Source organism: Nocardioides sp. (assembly GCF_051876515.1).
Taxonomy (GTDB): domain Bacteria; phylum Actinomycetota; class Actinomycetes; order Propionibacteriales; family Nocardioidaceae; genus Nocardioides.
Window position 1 is genome coordinate 1 of sequence record NZ_JBJEHY010000028.1, and the last position, 17,778, is coordinate 17,778.

General features: G+C 72.1%; 16 protein-coding genes and 1 pseudogene. 11 read left to right on the plus strand and 6 right to left on the minus strand.

Features of this window, described 5'->3' with window-relative positions; genetic code table 11:
* The 3 genes and pseudogenes from ACI379_RS01450 to ACI379_RS01460 form a co-directional block, all read right to left on the minus strand.
* A pseudogene (locus tag ACI379_RS01450) lies at nt 1–207 on the minus strand (DUF1003 domain-containing protein); the annotation flags it as partial.
* Entirely contained in the window at nt 204–1,466 is a 1,263-nt protein-coding gene (locus ACI379_RS01455; protein ID WP_439790279.1) for a magnesium transporter MgtE N-terminal domain-containing protein, read from the minus strand. The gene ACI379_RS01455 and the pseudogene ACI379_RS01450, both read right to left, overlap by 4 nt.
* A 41-nt stretch (nt 1,467–1,507) precedes the next feature.
* Nucleotides 1,508–3,091, minus strand: coding sequence for a sulfatase family protein (locus ACI379_RS01460; RefSeq protein ID WP_439790280.1), 1,584 nt, complete (start codon nt 3,089–3,091; stop codon nt 1,508–1,510).
* Nucleotides 3,092–3,305: 214 nt separating this feature from the next.
* Between ACI379_RS01460 and ACI379_RS01465 the strand changes: the two genes are divergently transcribed.
* The 3 genes from ACI379_RS01465 to ACI379_RS01475 are packed head-to-tail and all read left to right on the plus strand — an operon-like array spanning nt 3,306 to nt 6,170.
* Nucleotides 3,306–4,853 carry a hypothetical protein gene (locus ACI379_RS01465; protein WP_439790281.1) on the plus strand — a complete coding sequence of 516 codons (1,548 nt, stop codon included), beginning with the start codon at nt 3,306–3,308 and terminating at the stop codon, nt 4,851–4,853.
* Between the two features lies 1 nt (nt 4,854).
* A complete protein-coding gene (locus ACI379_RS01470; RefSeq protein WP_439790282.1) occupies nt 4,855–5,073 on the plus strand; it encodes a DUF6752 domain-containing protein in 219 nt (72 codons plus the stop codon).
* Nucleotides 5,073–6,170 (plus strand): hypothetical protein, encoded by a 1,098-nt coding sequence (locus tag ACI379_RS01475; RefSeq protein WP_439790283.1) that lies wholly within the window; start codon nt 5,073–5,075, stop codon nt 6,168–6,170. Before ACI379_RS01470 ends, ACI379_RS01475 begins: the two co-directional genes overlap by 1 nt.
* A gap of 6 nt (nt 6,171–6,176) precedes the next feature.
* Here ACI379_RS01475 and ACI379_RS01480 read toward each other — a convergent pair whose 3' ends face one another.
* Nucleotides 6,177–7,280, minus strand: coding sequence for a glycosyltransferase family 2 protein (locus ACI379_RS01480; RefSeq protein WP_439790284.1), 1,104 nt, complete (start codon nt 7,278–7,280; stop codon nt 6,177–6,179).
* A 158-nt stretch (nt 7,281–7,438) separates the two neighbouring features.
* On the opposite strand from ACI379_RS01480, the gene ACI379_RS01485 reads away from it, so the two are divergent.
* Nucleotides 7,439–8,449, plus strand: a complete 1,011-nt coding sequence (locus tag ACI379_RS01485) for an endonuclease/exonuclease/phosphatase family protein (protein ID WP_439790285.1) — start codon at nt 7,439–7,441, stop codon at nt 8,447–8,449.
* A gap of 39 nt (nt 8,450–8,488) precedes the next feature.
* On the opposite strand, the gene ACI379_RS01490 is transcribed toward ACI379_RS01485, so the two are convergent.
* On the minus strand, nt 8,489–9,646 hold the full coding sequence (locus ACI379_RS01490) for a hypothetical protein (protein ID WP_439790286.1): 1,158 nt from the start codon (nt 9,644–9,646) through the stop codon (nt 8,489–8,491).
* A 158-nt stretch (nt 9,647–9,804) separates the two neighbouring features.
* Here ACI379_RS01490 and ACI379_RS01495 point away from each other — a divergent pair, with 158 nt between their 5' ends.
* The 3 genes from ACI379_RS01495 (at nt 9,805) to ACI379_RS01505 (ending at nt 12,851) form a co-directional block, all read left to right on the plus strand.
* Nucleotides 9,805–10,851, plus strand: a complete 1,047-nt coding sequence (locus ACI379_RS01495; RefSeq protein ID WP_439790287.1) for a MaoC family dehydratase — start codon at nt 9,805–9,807, stop codon at nt 10,849–10,851.
* A 184-nt stretch (nt 10,852–11,035) separates the two neighbouring features.
* Nucleotides 11,036–12,235: an acyl-CoA dehydrogenase family protein gene (locus ACI379_RS01500; RefSeq protein WP_439790288.1), complete on the plus strand. Its 1,200-nt coding sequence runs from the start codon at nt 11,036–11,038 to the stop codon at nt 12,233–12,235.
* 145 nt (nt 12,236–12,380) lie between these two features.
* The gene (locus ACI379_RS01505; protein ID WP_439790289.1) at nt 12,381–12,851 is read left to right on the plus strand and encodes a general stress protein; all 471 of its coding nucleotides are present in this window, start codon (nt 12,381–12,383) and stop codon (nt 12,849–12,851) included.
* Here ACI379_RS01505 and ACI379_RS01510 read toward each other — a convergent pair.
* Nucleotides 12,812–13,999 carry an MFS transporter gene (locus ACI379_RS01510; protein WP_439790290.1) on the minus strand — a complete coding sequence of 396 codons (1,188 nt, stop codon included), beginning with the start codon at nt 13,997–13,999 and terminating at the stop codon, nt 12,812–12,814. The genes ACI379_RS01505 and ACI379_RS01510 overlap by 40 nt on opposite strands.
* A gap of 81 nt (nt 14,000–14,080) precedes the next feature.
* Between ACI379_RS01510 and ACI379_RS01515 the strand changes: the two genes are divergently transcribed.
* From ACI379_RS01515 to ACI379_RS01530, 4 genes are all read left to right on the plus strand, one after another.
* Nucleotides 14,081–14,917, plus strand: a complete 837-nt coding sequence (locus tag ACI379_RS01515) for a class I SAM-dependent methyltransferase (protein ID WP_439790291.1) — start codon at nt 14,081–14,083, stop codon at nt 14,915–14,917.
* Between the two features lie 76 nt (nt 14,918–14,993).
* The gene (locus ACI379_RS01520; protein WP_439790292.1) at nt 14,994–15,173 is read left to right on the plus strand and encodes a DUF5302 domain-containing protein; all 180 of its coding nucleotides are present in this window, start codon (nt 14,994–14,996) and stop codon (nt 15,171–15,173) included.
* 67 nt (nt 15,174–15,240) lie between these two features.
* On the plus strand, nt 15,241–16,341 hold the full coding sequence (locus ACI379_RS01525) for a hypothetical protein (RefSeq protein WP_439790293.1): 1,101 nt from the start codon (nt 15,241–15,243) through the stop codon (nt 16,339–16,341).
* A gap of 12 nt (nt 16,342–16,353) precedes the next feature.
* On the plus strand, nt 16,354–17,778 hold a 1,425-nt coding region (locus ACI379_RS01530; protein WP_439790294.1), incomplete at its 3' end, for a peptide MFS transporter.

Sequence of the window (17,778 nt, forward strand, 5' to 3'; positions counted from 1 at the left end):
GTCGAACCGCAGGTCGGTCGGGGCCAGGTAGTTCCAGGCCACCCAGGCCACGACGAAGACCGTCATCCACAGCAGGAACCGTGCGGTGCCCATGAAGCGGGCGAACTTCTCCGCGAAGATGCCGAAGCGGTCGTCGTCGTACGAGCGGCGCGGCCGCAGCGAACGGTGCTCGCGCGGCTGGTCGAGACGGTCGCGTGCCTCGCTCACTGCGCACCTCCGGCCAGACGGCGCGGGGCGTGGTCACGCCACCCCTCGGGGAGCATGTGGTCGAGGAGGTCGTCCACGGTGACGGCCCCCAGCAGCCGTCCCTCGTCGTCGACCACCGGGGCCGCGACCAGGTTGTACGTGGCCAGGTGGGCGGCGACCTCGTCGATCGAGGCGTCGGGACGCAGCGGGTCCATGGTGTCGTCCAGCGCGGCCGCGACCAGCGTCGAGGGCGGTTCGCGCAGCAGGCGCTGGATGTGCGCGACCCCGAGCAGCCGGCCCGTCGGCGTCTCCAGCGGCTGGCGGCACACGTAGACCAGCGCGGCCAGCGCCGGCGTCAGGTCGGGGTTGCGGACGTGCGCCAGCGCGTCGGCGATCGTCGCGTCGGGGGAGAGGATGACCGGCTCGGGCGTCATCATGGCGCCCGCGGTCTGCTCGGCGTACGACAGCAGGCGCCGCACGTCCTCGGCCTCGTCCGGCTCCATCGCCTCGAGGAGCGTGGCCGCGGTCTCGGGGCTCAGGTCGGCGATGAGGTCGGCGGCGTCGTCGGGCGACATCTCCTCGAGGACGTCGGCGGCACGCTCGGTGTCGAGGGCCTCCAGGATCTCGACCTGGTCCTCCTCGGGGAGTTCCTCCAGGACGTCGGCGAGCCGCTCGTCGTCCAGCGCGGCGACGACGGCGGTCCGCCGCTCGGGGGGCAGGTCGTGCAGCACCGCGGCCGCGTCGGCGGGGCGCAGGTCGGTGATCGCGGCGAGCAGGTGGGTGGCGCCCTGGGAGTCCTCGCGCCGCGTCAGGCCCTCGACGTCGCGCCACTCCACGATGTGGGTCTGGCCGCGGCGGCGGAACCCCTTGCCCGCCTCCTGCACCGCGACCCGGGACAGCACCCAGTCGCGGTTGCGCGCCTGCTCCATGGCGACGTCGAAGACGGTGCCCGTGACGTCGCTGGTGCGCAGGCTGACCCGGCGGTCGAGCATCTGGCCCACCACCAGCGTCTCGGTGGAGCGCAGCTCGAAGCGACGCATGTTGAGCAGGCCGGTGGTGTGCACCTGGCCGCCGTCGATGGCGGTCACGCGGGTCATGGGGACGAAGATGCGCCGCCGGCCGAAGACCTCGGCGACCATCCCGAGCACGCGGGGCTGGCTCGACTCCGAGCGCAGGGCCACGACGATGTCGCGCACCTTGGCCACCTGGTCGCCGCGGGGGTCGAAGACCGGGAGGCCGATCAGTCGGGCCACGAAGATGCGGGTGGGGCTGGCGCTCACGACGCAACGTTAGCGCGCCGGGTCGGGTGCCCCGGTCACCTTCACCCCGGTCCGTGCGTGCCGGGCGAGCCGTCGACGCGGTGGAACCCGGTCTGGCAGGAGGGGCCGGCGCACACCCGCAGCGTCGAGCTCAGCCGTGCGAGCCGCCGCTCCCACCCGCGGAAGCGGGGGTCGGCGGCCAGGCTGCTGATCTCGTACGGGTCGGCGCGGCGGTCGTACAGCTCGCGCTTGCGGCCCTGACCGCTCTGCGCGAACGTCCACGGCCCGACGGCGACGCCCGAGTACATCCGCGCGCTGCCGTCGAACACCTTCCAGCCCGCGATCGGGATCGCCCGGTGGGTCGCCCGCGTGCCGAACCACGGCACGACGTTGGTGCCGTCGACGCTGCCGGGTGCCTCGGCGCCGGCCAGCGCGGCGATCGTGGGGGCCCAGTCGGCGACGCTGACCGGGGTCGCCACCGAGCGGCCCGCGGGGAGGCCGGGGCCGCGCAGCACGGTCGGGACGCGGAGCATCTCGTCGAAGTGCCACAGCTTGCCCCGCATGTTGTGCTCGCCGAGGGCGAACCCGTTGTCGGAGGTGAACAGCACGTAGGTGTTGTCGAGCGTGCCCTGCTCCCGGAGCGTCTCCACCAGGGCCTCGACGGTCCGGTCCACCGACTGCAGGGCCTCGGCGCGGCGCTGGCGGGCCAGCCGCATCGAGGCGCGGGCGTCGTCGTCGACGCGCTGGCGCGACTCGGGCACGAGCGTCTTGTCGCTCGGATCCTCCTCGAACATGGCCGGTGTGCTGGGGAGGTCCAGGTCGGCGAAGTCCCCGAGGTCCTCCTCGGCCGGGACCGTCCCCGGGTTGTCCGGGTCCTGCTCGCCGCCGGCGTGGCCGGAGTGCGGGGCCACGAAGTTGAACCACATCAGCCACGGGGCGTCGTCCCGGGCGGGGTCGTCGAGGACGTCGAGGGCCTGCTCGCGCAGCAGCGTCGTGGAGTACTCCCCGGGGTGGGAGGTGACCTCGCCGTTGACGTTGAGGTCGTGGTTGAGGAAGTCGTACGTGGTCGGGTCGACCGTGGCCCGCCACTCGGTCCACCCCGGCGGGACGTACTCGGGCGCGGTCTGCTCGCCGTACCCGTTGAGGTACTTGCCGACGAAGGCGGTGTCGTAGCCCGCCTCCTGCAGCCACACCGGCAGCGTGTCGGTGTCGTCGAGGGCGGCGGCACCTCCCCGGGGGCCGTCCACCGCGGTGACGCCGTGGTTGTGGGCGTACTGCCCGGTCAGGAAGGACGCCCGGGAGGGCGCGCACAGGGGAGTGGGCGTGATCGACTCGGTGAGGGTGAGGCCCTCGGCGGCCAGCTGCGTGGAGACGTACGGCATGAGCTCGAGCTCGGCCATCGCCATGTCGTCGGTGGTCAGCACCAGGAAGTTGGGCTGCTCCTCGGGGGCGGTGAACGCGGGCCGCGCGACCTCGGTGCCGGGGAAGGCGCGCAGCTCGGCCCGCGACGGGTCGGGCACGGGCGCCTTCGTACGGGGCGCCTCGTGCGGCGCGGAGTGCCGGCGCGGCGCCTGGGGACCCGTCGTGCAGCCGGCGGCCAACGCCGCCACGCAGAGCGCGGTGAGCAGGCGGGAGGGCGTCCTCACACTCACCTCCGGGCGCACGGTCGGGCAGTGCCGGCGACGGTACCGGGTGCGTGGGTGGCGGTCGGGGACCCGAGGTCGTCGGGTGTGCCGTCGGGTGTGCCGGCGGGGGCGCCGGCAGGGGCCCGCGGGCGGCGGCCGCGGGGTCGCCGGTCTGTATGATGCCCGGCAACCACGGCACGACCCTCCGCCCTCATGGAAGTGGACTGATACTGAGATGGCCAGACCGATCCGGGTCCACCGTGTGGACGCCGACGGGGTGCGACTCCTCGCCCTCGGTGACCGACCGCTCGACCTGCGCATCGACGGTCGCCGGGTCTGGACCTTCTGGTCGTTGCGTGACACCGACCCGCGCGGCAAGGCGTCCCGCAGCCCGCTGAGGCTGGCCCCGTGGCCGCGCCAGATGCTGAAGTTCCTGGACGGCCGCGCGCGGATCCAGGTGGTGGAGTCGGCCAGCGGGACCGTCCACTTCGACGCCGACGTCTCCTTCGGCAGCGGCCAGGGTCAGATCCTCGTGCAGAACGAGGAGGGTGTGGACCTGGGCACCGACAAGACCGGCAACCTGGTCCCGACCTTCGAGGGTCGCTCCGACGAGGACATCGCCGACCTCCTCGACGCCACCGAGTCGGTGCTGGCCGCGCTGCGCTCGACCGGGATCGAGCCCTTCATCGCGTACGGCACCCTGCTCGGGGCGGTCCGCGAGGGCAAGGTCCTGGGCCACGACTCCGACGCGGACCTGGGGTACGTCTCCCGGCACACCAACCCCGTGGACGTCTCGCTGGAGTCGTACCGGATCCAGCGCACCCTGGCCGAGCAGGGCTGGGAGATCACCCGCTACAGCGGTGCCGCCTTCAAGATCTCCGTCACCGAGGGCGAGATGACCCGCGGGCTCGACGTGTTCGGCGGGTTCATGGACTCCGGCCGCCTCTACCTCATGGGCGAGATCGGCGTGGACTTCCGCGAGGAGTGGGTCTTCCCTCTCACCACGGCCACGCTGCACGGCCGCGAGATGCCGGTCCCGCACCGCGCCGACAAGCTGCTCGACGTGACGTACGGCGAGAACTGGCGCGTGCCGGACCCGGCGTTCAAGTTCACCACGCCCAGCCGCACCACCCGCGCGCTCAACGAGTGGTTCCGCGGCAACCAGCCCAACATCCGCCACTGGCAGCGCCAGGTGGCCGGCAACCGGACCCGCCCGCTGCGCGAGAAGTCGCCCCTGGCCGAGCTCGCCGCCCAGGAGGCGACCGCCCGCGGCGCCGAGGTGTTCGACGTGGGTGCCGGCCGCGGCGCCGACAGCCTCTGGCTGGCCCGGCAGGGCCTGCGGGTCACCGCGTACGACTACGTGCTCGGCTCCCTGCGCCACCTGGACGGTCCGATCGCCGAGGAGGGGCTGGACCTGCAGGTGCGCCACCTCAACCTCACCGACCGGCGCGAGGTGCTCGCGGAGGGCGCCCGGGTGGCCCGCGACCCGCGACCCCGGGTGGTCCTGGCCCGGCACCTGCTCGACGCGACCTCGTACGAGGGCCAGCAGTTCTTCGCCCGCTTCTGCTCGATGGCGCTGCGCGGCGGGTCCGGCGTGGTGCTGGCCGAGTTCAGCCCCCGCCAGGAGCTCAGCGCCCGCGGCATCGACACCGAGTGGATGGTCGGGCGCATCACCCGCAAGAACGTCGCGAAACTGTTCGAGGCCGCCGGGGCCAAGAACGTCGAGATCGAACGTGTGACCGGGCAGCGACGCCCCGTCCTCAGAGCCCGTGGAGAATGGTGACATGCAGGTGAAGAAGGTGCTGCGGCAGATTTCGCCCCAGCGGATCAGCGACCTCGAGCAGCGTGTGGCCGACCTCGAGGAGGACCTCGCGGCGGCCCGCCGGCACAACATGCGGCTGGCCGAGCTCGTGGACGTGGTCCAGGAGCTGCTCATCCCGCTCGCCTCGCGCGACGAGGAGGCGGCCGCCGAGGCGATCGAGCGGTTCCGGAAGAGCCTGTAGTGGTCGAGCGCACCTTCGTCCACATCGGCCTGCCCAAGACGGCCACCACGTACCTCCAGACCATCTTCTGGGCCAACCGTGAGCTGCTGGGCGAGCGCGGTCTGGTGATCCCCGGCGTGGAGCGCCGCGACCACCTGTGGGCATCGCGCGAGGTCCGCGAGGACCGTCACCACGCGCAGGCGCCGGCCCACCAGCGCGGGGCCTGGCAGCGGGTCCTCGACGGCCTGCACGCCTCGCCGGGCACCGGTCTGGTCAGCCACGAGTTCTTCGCCGCCGCGTCCGCGGAGCAGGCCCGGGCCATGGTCGCCCAGCTGCCCGGGGAGGTCGAGGTCGTCGTGACCGCCCGCGAGCCCCTGGGACTCTTCACCGCCTCGTGGCAGGAGAGCCTCAAGAACGGGGCCACCGCGCCCATGACCGAGTACGGACGCACCGAGTCCGACTCGTCGTTGGCGATCTGGAACTGGCGGACCCTCGACCTGCGTCTGGTCCTGGAGCGGTGGAGCCAGGCGGTGGACCCCTCGCGGATCCACGTGCTCGTGCTCGACCCCTCGGCGCCCAAGGACGACATCTGGCACCGCTTCGTCGACACGCTGGGCGTGGACGCCAGCGGGGTGGACCTGTCCACCTCGTTCGCGAACTCCTCGATGGGAGTCGCGGAGGCCGAGGCGCTGCGGCGGATCAACACGCACCTGACCGACTTCACCAAGGCGTTCGACAAGGGCGTCTACATCCGCACCTACCTGGCCGACGAGCGTCTGGTGCCCCGCAAGGGTGACCGGTTCTGGCCGGAGCCGGACCAGGTCGAGGACTGCCGACGTCGGGGCGAGGCTGCCGTGGCGCTGCTGCGCGACGGCGGGTTCCACGTCGACGGACGCCTCGAGGACCTGCTGGTCCCCGCGGAGCTGCCCGACCGCCGCTCGACCCTGTCGGTGACCGACGAGGAGGTGGCCGACGTCCTGGCCGCCCTCACCGCCACGATGCTGGGCGACGTGCGCCGCCAGCGGCGGCAGCTCGCCCGTGCGGGGCAGGCGGCGGGGCCCCGGGGCTCCGGGCTGCGCCGGGTCGCCGGCGCCCTGCGGCGGCGCCTGCGCCGCTGAGCCCGCTCAGTCCTCGGTGCTGAGGTCGCCGTCCCCGCTGGGGTCGACGTCCTCGACGACCCCGTTGCCGCGGCGCAGCACGCGCGCGGCCTTGCGGCGGGCACGGTCGGCGAAGCTGACCTTGGGGTCCGGCACGTAGAAGGCGCGCTTCTCCGCGACGAACATCTCGGCGCGGCGGGCCGTCAGGGCCTCCCTGGCACCGGGCGGGAACGGGCGCGGCCGGTGCGTGCCGGCCAGCGGGTCCACGTCGACCAGCAGGCCCAGGTCCGACAGCGTCTGGACGTCGTCGGCGACGGTGAGCTCGTAGATGCGCTCGAGGTACTCCGCGCGCACCGCGGGGTCGAGCTCGCTGTTGATCAGGTGCGTCAGGGCGCGCGCCGACGGCATCCGTGAGGGCCGGAAGCGCAGGGGGCCGGCGGTGCCCAGCGCCTCCCACTTGCGGACGAACTCACGCCCGGAGACGGCGTCGTAGTGCAGGACCGCGAGGTTCTCGCCCTTGTGCCGCGAGACGTGGTGGCGTCCTGGCGCGATGGAGGTGTGCAGCGCGAGCGCGACTCCGGAGGCGGGGCGTACGCCCACCTTGCCCATCACGTGGCCGTGGAAGTACTGCTGGTTGCTGGGGTGCTCGAGGGTGCCCAGGACCTGCAGCAGGTTGAGCTCCTCCTCGTCCAGGAGCCGCTTGAACTGGGTGGGTCGCCCCTCGGGCTCGAGCCGGCTGACGGCCTCCCAGGGCTGCAGCCACACCGTGTGGGCCTCGGCCGGTGCGGCCGCCAGCTGCTCGGCGTCGACCTGGACCACCTCGTCGCCGTCGACGTGGAAGAGCCACTCGGCCCACTCGAAGGGCTCCAGGAGCGCGCGCACCCAGTTGGCGTTGATGCGCTGGCGGACGTTGAGCCGCGCGGGGCGTCGGCCGCCCCACCAGTCGTGGCCGGTCCGGATCACGCTCACGTCGGGGTGCTCCCGGAGGAACCGGAAGACCTCCCGCTGGTCGGGCAGCGCGGGCGCGTCCAGGAAGACGAACATGTGGTCCACGCCGGAGGACAGGTTGGCCTCGACGAAGAAGCGGACGTTGTCGAGGGAGTCCTTGACGGTGGAGACCGTGAACAGCATGCGCCCGAGCCTAGTTGGAGGGCGGGCGGGGAAGGGGGCAACCTCGCCTTCGGACTCGGAGACGTGTCTCACTCCGTGCTAGCGTGCCCGGCGTGTCCGGGTCACGCCGAGCCCCCCGTCCTCGGCGTCGTGCCGCCCCCCGCGGAGTACGACGCTGGTTGCCGCGTGCGCTCGCGGTCGCGGTCGTCACCGTCCTGGTGATGAGCGGCCTGTGGCTGCTCGGGCCGGGGCGCACGACGCAGGACACCGGGATGGACGCCCTGTCCGCCGTGCCGGCCGACATCGAGGTCCCGCTGCGCAAGAAGCGCATGAGGCCCTCGCCCGCCACCGAGCCGCAGGTCGTCGCGATGCGTCTGGACGCCGCGGCGGCCAAGCAGCAGCTCCTGGAGCGCAAGGTCCGCAAGCGCAAGAAGGCGCAGCGCCTCAAGAAGCTGCGCGGCACCCCGTACAGCTTCCAGATCGGCTCCTTCAACGTCCTCGGGTCGCAGCACACCGCGCCCGGCGGGTCCCGCAAGGGGTTCCAGCCCGGCGGTGTCCGCATCGGCCGCGCCGCCTCGTACGTCCGCGCGCACGGCGTCGAGATCCTGGGCACCCAGGAGCTCCAGGCCGACCAGCTCAACTCGCTGGTCGCCAACACCGGCATGAAGGCGTACCCGGGCTACGCGTGGGGCGAGAAGGAGACCGACCACTCGATCCTCTACGACCCCGACGTCTTCGAGCTCGTCTCCGGCGAGGCGTTCCACGTGCCCCTGATGGGCCGCACCCGACCGTTCCCGGTGATCCGGCTGAGGCACAAGCTCACCACGCGCGAGCTGTACGTCATCAACACGCACCCGTCCTCGGGTGGGGGCCGGTACGCGGCCGAGCGGCAGCGCGGCCACGGCATCGTCGTCGGCCTCGTCAACAAGCTGGTCGCCACGGGGCTGCCGGTCCTGGTCACCGGTGACATGAACGACCGCGAGAACTTCTACTGCAGCGTCGTGGCGCGCACCGCCATGACGGCCTCCAACGGCGGCGGCAGCGGCTGCGCCCCACCCCCGGGGCCGATCGCGGTCGACTGGGTGGTGGGCGCCGGCGTCTCCTGGAGCAGCTACTGGCGTGACACCCGGCCGGTCGAGGACCGCACCAGCGACCACTTCTTCATCAGCGCCACCGCCAGCGTGGACTGACCCGCCGGCCCCCGGTGGTTCCGGGGCCGCGGCCCGCCCTCAGCGGCGCAGCCGGGCCTTCGCCCCGGCCACGGCGCGCTCCGCCGTACGCCGGGCCAGTGAGCCGAACGACTCGTTCTCGAGCTCCTGGAGCCGCTCGGCGACCCCGGCGGTCTCGCGCTCCCGCTCGCGCAGCGCGTGACGCCGCTCGACCTCGTGCTCGACCAGGCGGGCCACCACGGCCGGCGCCAGGGCGGCGATCTGCTCGGGGGTGACGGTGGCGACCGCGTCGGCGAGCGGGGTGGAGTCGTCGAGGAGCAGGTCCTCGAGGTCACCGTGCACGTCGTAGCCGCGTCCGCCGAGCTCCTCGACCACCTGCCGGCTGCGCTCGGCCACCCACCCGGCGGCCTCGCGGGGGAGCAGGAGCTTGGTCGCCCCGTTGACGTCGTCGAACCGACCGTCGGCGATGAGGCGACGCATGACCCGCTTGGTGACCAGGTCCTTGCGGACCTCGCCGAGCGCCTCGTTCATCTGGCGGATCAGCTCGGCCTGGGTGGCGTTGATGGACTCGTTGGAGCGGGCGACGGGGCGCAGGAAGTCGCCCTCGATCCCCAGCACCGCGCACATCCGCTCCCACAGCAGGGTGTGCGGGCTCCCGGGGCGCCCGAGGACCACGACGTGGACCCGCTCGGGGGGCAGGGAGCCGCCCCAGGCGTCCAGCAGGGACGGCAGGTGCTGGGCCCGCCAGAACGAGGGGTGCTCGTCGCGCTCGAGGGCGCTGAGGAACTCCTCGAACCGGGTGGTGCTGCCCTGCTTGACGGTCTGCTGCCAGTCGGCGGGGATCTGCCGGGCGAGGTCGCGGGCGCCGACGACGAGGTGGACCTCCTCGGCGACCTCGGAGAGGCGCTGCATGATCGGGGCGATGGCGCCGCGGCGGCCCAGGGCGTAGTGCTCGCTGCTGAGCAGGGCGTCGCCGTCCCACCGCCCGACCCGGGTGGTGAGCCGGTCCCACGCGGCTGCCGCCTGGGGCAGCATCTGCTGCACCACGTCCCGCTTGGCGGTGGCCGCGGCGGCGGCCTGGAAGTGCTCGACGCGGTCGTTGCCCGGGTACAGCAGGCCACGGGTGCGCATGTCGCCCCGGTGCTGGTGCCAGGCGGCCTGGAGGAACGACGTCCCCGTCTTGGGTGGGCCGATGTGCAGGAAGACTCGCTGAGCCATCGTGGTCCTTTCGTCAACGCGCGCCCACTCTAGACGAGCGCGGACCCGTGCCGGCCGGCCCGCGGGGGCCTTCGCCGTACGTTCACCGCGCCGTCGTCCTCTCGCCCCTCGAGCACGCGACGGGCCGGTGCTCGCCGGGCTTTGGCACCATGTGCGCCATGAGCGACGCGACCAAGACCAACCCGGGCAACTTCTTCGAGGACTTCGAGGTGGGGCAGGTGCTCGAGCACGCCACCCCCCGCACCGTCACCGAGGGCGACCGGGCGCTGTACCAGTCGCTGTACCCCTCGCGGTTCGCGCTGCCGTCCTCGGCCGAGTTCGCGGCCTCGGTGGGCCTGACCCGGCCCCCGGTGGAGGAGCTCATCGGCTTCCACGTCGCCTTCGGCAAGACCGTTCCGGACATCTCGCTCAACGCGGTGGCCAACCTCGGGTACGCCGAGTGCCGCTTCAAGCGGCCCGTGGTCCCCGGGGACACCCTGAGCACCACCTCGGAGGTCATCGGCCTCAAGGAGAACTCCAACGGTCGCTCCGGTGTCGTGTACGTCCGCTCGACCGCCACCAACCAGCGCGACGAGATCGCCATCGAGTGGGCGCGCTGGGTGATGGTGCACAAGCGCGACCACGACGCCCCGGCCCCCGAGACGGTCCTGCCCGACCTGGCCCCGGCGGTCGCGGCCGAGGACCTGATCCTGCCCGAGGGTCTGGACTTCTCCGACTACGACTTCACCGCCGCCGGCGAGCCGCACCGCTTCGACGACTACGTGGTGGGGGAGAAGATCGACCACGTCGACGGGGTCACCCTGACCGACGCCGAGCACATGATGGCCACCCGCCTGTGGCAGAACACGGCCAAGGTGCACTTCAACACCGAGGCCCGGCCCGACGGCACGCGGCTCGTCTACGGCGGGCACGTGATCAGCCTGGCCCGCGCGCTCTCCTTCAACGGGCTGGCCAACGCCCAGCTCATCGCGGCGATCAACGCCGGCTCGCACGTCGCCCCGGCGTTCGGCGGTGACACCGTGTACGCCTGGTCGGAGGTGCTCGACAAGGCCGAGATCGCCGGCAGCGACTCGGTGGGCGCGCTGCGGCTGCGCCTGGTGGCGACCAAGGGTCGCGACGAGTCGATGACGCTACGGGGCGAGGACGGCAAGTACGCCCCGGGCGTCCTGCTGGATCTCGACATCTGGGCGCTGGTGCCCCGCTGAGGCGCGTCGCCGGCCGGAGGGCCGTCGGTCCGTGGATGTCCACATAGTGGTTACTGGTGAGTAGGGTCACGGTCCCTCGCGCACCATGGCCGGCAGCCGGGACCTAGACTTGACAGGTCTGCGCCCGCGCTGGCGTACCCACACCACAGCGGCCCCCGGGCCGTACGACCGAAAGGGATGCTGAATGCCCCGCCTGTGTCAGACCGACGGCCTCACCGAGGACCAGACCGAGATCCTCAAGGCCGTACGCCAGTTCGTGGACGAGAAGATCATCCCGGTCGCCCAGGAGCTCGAGCACGCCGACGAGTACCCGACCGAGATCGTCGAGGGCCTCAAGGAGCTCGGCATCTTCGGCCTGATGATCCCCGAGGAGTACGACGGCCTCGGCGAGTCGCTGCTGACCTACGCGCTGTGCGTGGAGGAGATCGCCCGCGGCTGGATGAGCGTCTCCGGCGTCATCAACACCCACTTCATCGTGGCGTACATGCTGATGAAGCACGGCACCGAGGAGCAGAAGCGGAAGTACCTGCCCCGCATGGCCACCGGTGAGGTGCGCGGTGCGTTCTCGATGTCCGAGCCCGGTCTCGGCTCCGACGTCTCGGCCGTGTCGACCAAGGCCACCAAGCAGGCGGACGGCACGTACTCGATCACCGGCCAGAAGATGTGGCTGACCAATGGCGGCTCCTCCACGCTGGTCGCGGTGCTCACCAAGACCGACGAGGGCGCCTCCTCGGTCTACAAGAACATGACGACCTTCCTGGTCGAGAAGACCCCCGGCTTCGGCGAGACCGCCCAGGGCGTCACCGTCCCGGGCAAGATCGACAAGATGGGCTACAAGGGCATCGACACCACGGAGATGATCTTCGAGGGTCACGTCATCGCCGCCGACCAGATCCTCGGCGGCGAGCCGGGCAAGGGCTTCTTCCAGATGATGGACGGCGTCGAGGTGGGGCGCGTCAACGTGGCGGCCCGCGCGTGCGGTCTGGCCTGGCGCGGCTTCGAGCTGGGCGTCGACTACGCCCAGCGTCGCGAGACCTTCGGCAAGCCCATCGCCGACCACCAGGCGGTGCTCTTCCGCCTGGCCGAGATGGCGACCAAGGTCGAGACCGCCCACACCATGATGGTGCGTGCGGCCCGCAAGAAGGACTCCGGCGAGCGGATGGACGTCGAGGCCGGCATGGCCAAGATGCTCGCCTCCGAGTACGCCAACGAGGTCGTAGAGGACTCCTTCCGCATCCACGGCGGCTACGGCTACTCCAAGGAGTACGAGATCGAGCGCATCATGCGTGAGGTCAAGTTCATGCTGATCGGCGAGGGCACCTCCGACATCCAGAAGATGATCATCGGCCGCTCGCTGCTCAAGGACTACGCCATCAAGGGCTGAGTCCGTCCGGGGGTGACCCCACCAGTTCGTCCGCCACGCGGGCGGTGCCGCACGTCGGCGCCGCCCGTGTGGCCGTTCCCGGGGCGGTGCGTCACGGGCCGTTCGGCCCTGTCGGTCCCGTGCGCCGGCGCGACAGACTCGGGGCATGGCCAAGATCTTCCAGCTCGAGTACCCCCAGTCCCTCGGCGTCTTCGACGAGTATGCGGACGCCCAACGCGCCGTCGACCTGCTGGCCGACCACGACTTCCCCGTCAACGAGGTGCTGATCGTCGGCACGGACCTCAAGCAGGTCGAGCGCGTCACCGGCCGGCTCTCCTGGGGGACCGTGCTGCTCAGCGGGGCTGCCGGCGGTGCCTGGATGGGTCTGCTCGTGGGTCTGCTGCTCGGCCTCTTCGTCCCCCGCGGGGACTGGCTGTCGATGGTGGTCGCCGCGGTCGGCTTCGGTGCCGTGTGGGGCGCGGTGTTCTCCGCGGTGCGCTACGCGGCGACCAAGGGCGAGCGTGACTTCGCCAGCATCAAGGCGGTCCTGCCGAGCCGGTACGAGGTGCTCGTCGAGCACAAGCACCTCGCCCGCGGTCAGGAGCTGCTGAGCGGTTCGCGGTCCACCGAGCTCTGAGCGTCGCCAGCGCCGGGCGCCGGTGCGAACGAGCGGGCCAGGCCCAGCAGGCCCAGGACCAGCACGGCGGGTACGGCGAAGCCCCAGCGCAGGTCGGCGCCACCGACGAGCCCGGTCATCACGGCACCGAGCAGCGCGCCGGCGTAGTTGAACAGGTTGAAGCGCGCGATCACGCCGTCCACGCGCAGGCGCGCGGCCTCGGGGTCGGAGCCCCCGCCGGCCAGGACGGCCGCGGCCGAGAAGCTCAGGGGAGCGACGACGGCGAGCCCGGCGCCGGCCAGGCCGAATCCCACCAGGGCCGCCCACCAGCCGGGGGCGGCGACCACGAGACCGAGGCCGAGGGCCCCGACCACGGCGCCGGTCCGCAGCACGGGGACGACGCCGAACCGGGCCACCAGGCTGTCGCCGGCCAGGCGGACCAGGCCGCTGGCCACCAGGTAGACGAAGACGGCTGCGGCCGCGGTGCTGGCAGAGGTGCCGAAGACCTCGTGGGCGTAGGTGGCGCCCCAGGTCTGCGTGGCGATGTCGACCATGTAGAACAGCGCCATCGCGAGACCCACCAGGACGATGGGGCGCCACGGGACCGACGAGCCGGGGTCGGGGGTGAGGTCGGTGCGTCCCGGCAGGTACGGGGCGAACGCCACCAGCAGGGGCAAGGCGGCCACCACGGCCGGAGCCCAGTCGGGCAGTCCGCCCGAGACCAGCGCGACGGCGGCCGCGAAGACGCCGCCGAGGGTCCACGCCCCGTGGAAGCTGGGCAGGATCGGACGCTGGTACCGGTGCTCGAGGGCGACCGCCTGCATGTTGGTCGAGGCGTCCACCAGGCCCAGGCCCAGGCCGTACAGGACCATGCCGGGCACGCCCAGCCACAGGCTCGGGGCAGTGACCACGACGGGGACGGCGACGGCGATGATCACGAAGCCGATCCGCAGGGTCAGCGCGCTGCTGGCACGCGCCGCGGTGAACTCGGCGAGCACGGAGCCCACGCCCGAGACGAGCACCATCATGAGCAGGATCATCGACAGGCCGGTCGTGCCGACGTCCCAGTTCTCCGCCACCACGGGAAGACGCGTGGTCAGGGTGATGAAGACGAAGGCCTGGGTTGCGAAGGCGAGCGCGATGGCGGCTCGGTACTGGGTCAGCGACACTGGCACATGATGGCCCCGGTCCCGCGAAGCGGGGTCGCGACACTCCGATCGTGTGCGCCCGACCCGCACTAGGCTGGAGTCATGGCGCGTGCGGGGGACAACGGGGTGTTCGACCGTCACTTCTTCTACGAGGTGTTCCCCGACGTGGAGCCGGCCTTCGGCGACGCGCTGGACGCCCCCTCGGCGGCCCGCGGGCCGGAGGTCCTGCTGCAGGTCGTCGAGGAGCTGGGGCTCGCCCCCGACAGCCGGGCGGTCGACGTGGGCTGCGGCACTGGTGAGCACGCGTTCGCGCTGGCGACCCTGTACGGCTTCCGCGTCCTGGGTCTCGACCCGGTCCAGCGCCACCTCGACCTGGCCAGGGCCGCGCGGCGCGAGCAGGCTGACCCGATCGCGACCAGGGTCGCCTTCGAGCGGGGGAGCGCGGCGCACCTCCCGGTCCACGACGCCGGCACGGACCTGGTCTGGTGCCACGACGTGCTGCCGCACGTCGACGACGTGGGTGCCGCACTGCGTGAGTTCGCGCGAGTGCTGCGCCCGGGCGGGTACGTGGTCGCCCACCAGGTCCTCGCCGCGCCCTCGTTCTCGGGTGCGGACGCCGAGTGGCTCCTGGCGCAGCGCGGCATGGTGCCCGGCTCGGTGGACCCGCGGCGGCACGAGGAGGCGATCGCGGCCAGCGGGCTGGAGGTCATCGACTCCATCGACCTGGGCAGTGAGTGGGGCGAACGCGCGGAGCGCGCCGACGGCGCCGTGTCCCGCGCGATGCTGCGGGTGGCCCGGATGAGGCGTGAGCCCGACCAGTGGCGGACGAGGTTCGGGGCCCAGGCGTTCGACGCCATGCTGGCCACCTCGATGTGGCAGGTGCACCGCCTCCTGGGGGACCTGCCGGGTCGCCTCGACGTCCTGGTGCGCCCGCGCTGACGCCGGAGGAATTGCGGTCGACTCCCGCGGTGCTGGGTGGCATGGTGGAGGTTCCCGACACACCAGGAGGTCACCCATGGCTGATTCCGGCAACGAGGACCTCAAGGCCAAGATGCGTGAGGCCTTGGACCGCAAGCAGGCGCACAACCACCCAGACGACCACGTGGACGGCTCCGGGAAGGCCCGCGGGCCCGAGGTGGCCGGAGGTGCGGCACCACAGATGCACCGCCGCAAGGCGGGCGGGGGCGGAGTCTGAGGGGCGGCCCCTCGGCCGGTGACGGCCGGGGGGCGCACGGTCTCGGGAGGTGGGTGTGGCGGGTCGGGTGGTGCTCCACGTCGGCACGATGAAGTCCGGCACGACCTTCCTACAGTCGCGGCTGTTCGCCCACCGTGACCACCTTCTGGAGTCGGGCGTCACGGTCCCGGCTCCTGACTGGCGTCACATGGTCGGCGCGGTCAACGACGTCCTGCGCACGACCTCGGGCCGGTTCGCGTGGACGGAGCTCGTCGAGGCGGTCCGCGCGCACCCGGGGACGTCGGTCGTCTCGATGGAGTACCTCGGACCGGCCGGACCCCGGTCCCGCCAGCGGATCCTCGACTCCCTCGAGGGGCTCGACCTCACGGTGGTGGTCACTGCCCGCGACCTCAACCGCCAGATCCCGGCGATGTGGCAGGAGCGGCTCCAGAACGGTGGCACCGCGCCGTTGGCCGCCTACGCCGACGCCGTACGTGCGACCCGCCGCTCGGCCCCGACCGACGGCGCGGAGCACCCGTACGCCGAGCTGGGGCGCGCCTTCTGGCGGCACCAGGCCCTCGACCGGGTGGTCCGCCGCTGGGCCGAGGCGGTAGGCCCCGACCGGGTGGTCCTGGTGACCGTGCCTCCGCCCGGGGCGTCCACGGAGCTGCTGTGGGAGCGCTTCGCGTCCGTCCTCGGCGTGCCTGCCGGCGGGCTGGGTGACCTCGGCGCCGACCACGCCAACGCCTCCCTGGGGGCCGCCTCGGCCGCGGTGCTGCTCCGGGTCAACGAGCTGCTCGAGGCGCAGGGAATGGGCTACCCGGTCGGGCAGAGGTTGCGCAAGCAGGTGCTGGCCAAGATGCTCCTGGCCGGACACCGCGCCGCCGAGCCGAGGATCGGTCACCCGGTGCCCGGGTGGGTGCAGCGCACCTCCGAACGCATGGTCCGTCGTACGGCCGGGTCCAGCGTCCGCGTGGTCGGGGACCTGCAGGACCTGCGCCCGGTGGCCGTCCCGGGGACCGACCCGGCCGAGGTGGCGGGGGAGCTGGTGGCGGACGCGGCGACGACCGCGCTGGCGGACCTGGTCGCGCACGAGGTCCGCGCGAACGCGGCCCACGAGGCTGGGACCCGGCCCACGACACGGGATTCGTCCACGGGGGATGTCGTTGGCACGCGGGAGCAGCAGTGAGAACCTGCTGATGTGAGCCAGCAACCCACCGCGCTGGAGCAGCGCACCTTCTTCGGCCAGCCGCGCGTGCTGGCCAACCTGTTCGGCGTCGAGATGTGGGAGCGGTTCAGCTTCTACGGGATGCAGGGCATCCTCGTCATCTACCTCTACTACTCGGCCGCCGACGGCGGGCTGGGCATGGACGAGGCGACCGCGACCGGCATCGTCGGTGCGTACGGCGGTGCCGTGTACCTGTCGACCATCCTGTTCGCGTGGATCGCCGACCGGCTGATCGGTGCCGAGCGCACGCTCTACTACGCGGCGTGGCTGGTCATGGTGGGCCACATCGCCCTGGCCGTGCTCCCGGGCTTCCTGGGCGTCGGGGTGGGCCTGGTTCTCATTGCGCTGGGCAGCGGTGGCGTCAAGGCCAACGCGACCAGCCTCGTGGGCAGCCTGTACGAGGAGGGCGACGAGCGCCGCGACGCCGGCTTCTCGCTGTTCTACATGGGCATCAACCTGGGCGCGCTGGTCGGCCCGCTGCTGACCGGTCTGCTGCAGAAGGAGTGGGGATTCCACTTCGGCTTCGCGCTGGCGGCCTTCGGCATGGCGGCCGGGATCCTGCAGTACGCGGTCGGCCGCAAGAACCTCCCCGAGTCCACCCACCACGTGGTGAACCCGCTGCCGGCCGGCGGTCTGACCCGCTACCTCGTCGGCGGGGCCGTCGCGCTCGTGGTCGTCGTCGCGCTGGTCCTGACGAAGGTCGTGACCGCGGACAACCTGGCGAACGTCGTGGTCCTGCTCAGCGCCACCCTGGCCGTCATCCTCTTCGTCATCATCCTGTCCAGCTCGCGGATCACCGCGGTGGAGCGCAAGCGGGTCTGGGCGATGGTCCCGATGTTCATCGCCTCGGCCGTCTTCTGGAGCCTCTACCAGCAGCAGTTCACCGTGCTGACGGTCTTCGCCGACAAGCGTCTGGACCGCAACCTGTTCGGCTGGGAGATGCCGGTCAGCTGGGTGCAGTCCATCAACCCGGTCTTCATCATCATCTTCGCCGGCGTGTTCGCCGCCCTGTGGACCGCTTGGGGTGAGCGTCAGCCCGCCGCCCCGGTGAAGTTCGCGCTGGGCACCATCGGGGTCGGGCTGGCGTTCTGGCTCTTCCTGCTGATGCCCGAGGGGACGAACACCGCGCCGCTGTGGCTGCTGGTGATCATCCTGTTCGTCTTCACCATCGCCGAGCTGCTGCTCTCGCCGGTCGGCCTGTCCCTGGCGACCAAGCTGGCCCCGCAGCAGTTCACCACCCAGATGGTGGCCCTGTTCTTCCTCTCCGTGGCCCTGGGCACGGCGATGTCGGGCACGCTGGCGCGCTTCTACGACGAGACCAACGAGCAGCCGTTCTTCCTGTGGGTCGGCGCGGCCTCGATCGTGGTCGGCGTGCTGATGCTGTTCGCCGCCAAGCCC

What these genes read in the sequence shown, in the direction of transcription:
- ACI379_RS01505 (WP_439790289.1), top strand. Translation starts at nt 12,381, where the DNA reads ATGGCCAAGATCTTCCAGCTCGAGTACCCCCAGTCCCTCGGCGTCTTC.
- ACI379_RS01520 (WP_439790292.1), top strand. Translation starts at nt 14,994, where the DNA reads ATGGCTGATTCCGGCAACGAGGACCTCAAGGCCAAGATGCGTGAGGCC.
- ACI379_RS01500 (WP_439790288.1), top strand. Translation starts at nt 11,036, where the DNA reads ATGCCCCGCCTGTGTCAGACCGACGGCCTCACCGAGGACCAGACCGAG.
- ACI379_RS01490 (WP_439790286.1), bottom strand. Translation starts at nt 9,646, where the DNA reads ATGGCTCAGCGAGTCTTCCTGCACATCGGCCCACCCAAGACGGGGACG.
- ACI379_RS01465 (WP_439790281.1), top strand. Translation starts at nt 3,306, where the DNA reads ATGGCCAGACCGATCCGGGTCCACCGTGTGGACGCCGACGGGGTGCGA.
- ACI379_RS01480 (WP_439790284.1), bottom strand. Translation starts at nt 7,280, where the DNA reads ATGCTGTTCACGGTCTCCACCGTCAAGGACTCCCTCGACAACGTCCGC.
- ACI379_RS01495 (WP_439790287.1), top strand. Translation starts at nt 9,805, where the DNA reads ATGAGCGACGCGACCAAGACCAACCCGGGCAACTTCTTCGAGGACTTC.
- ACI379_RS01470 (WP_439790282.1), top strand. Translation starts at nt 4,855, where the DNA reads ATGCAGGTGAAGAAGGTGCTGCGGCAGATTTCGCCCCAGCGGATCAGC.
- ACI379_RS01515 (WP_439790291.1), top strand. Translation starts at nt 14,081, where the DNA reads ATGGCGCGTGCGGGGGACAACGGGGTGTTCGACCGTCACTTCTTCTAC.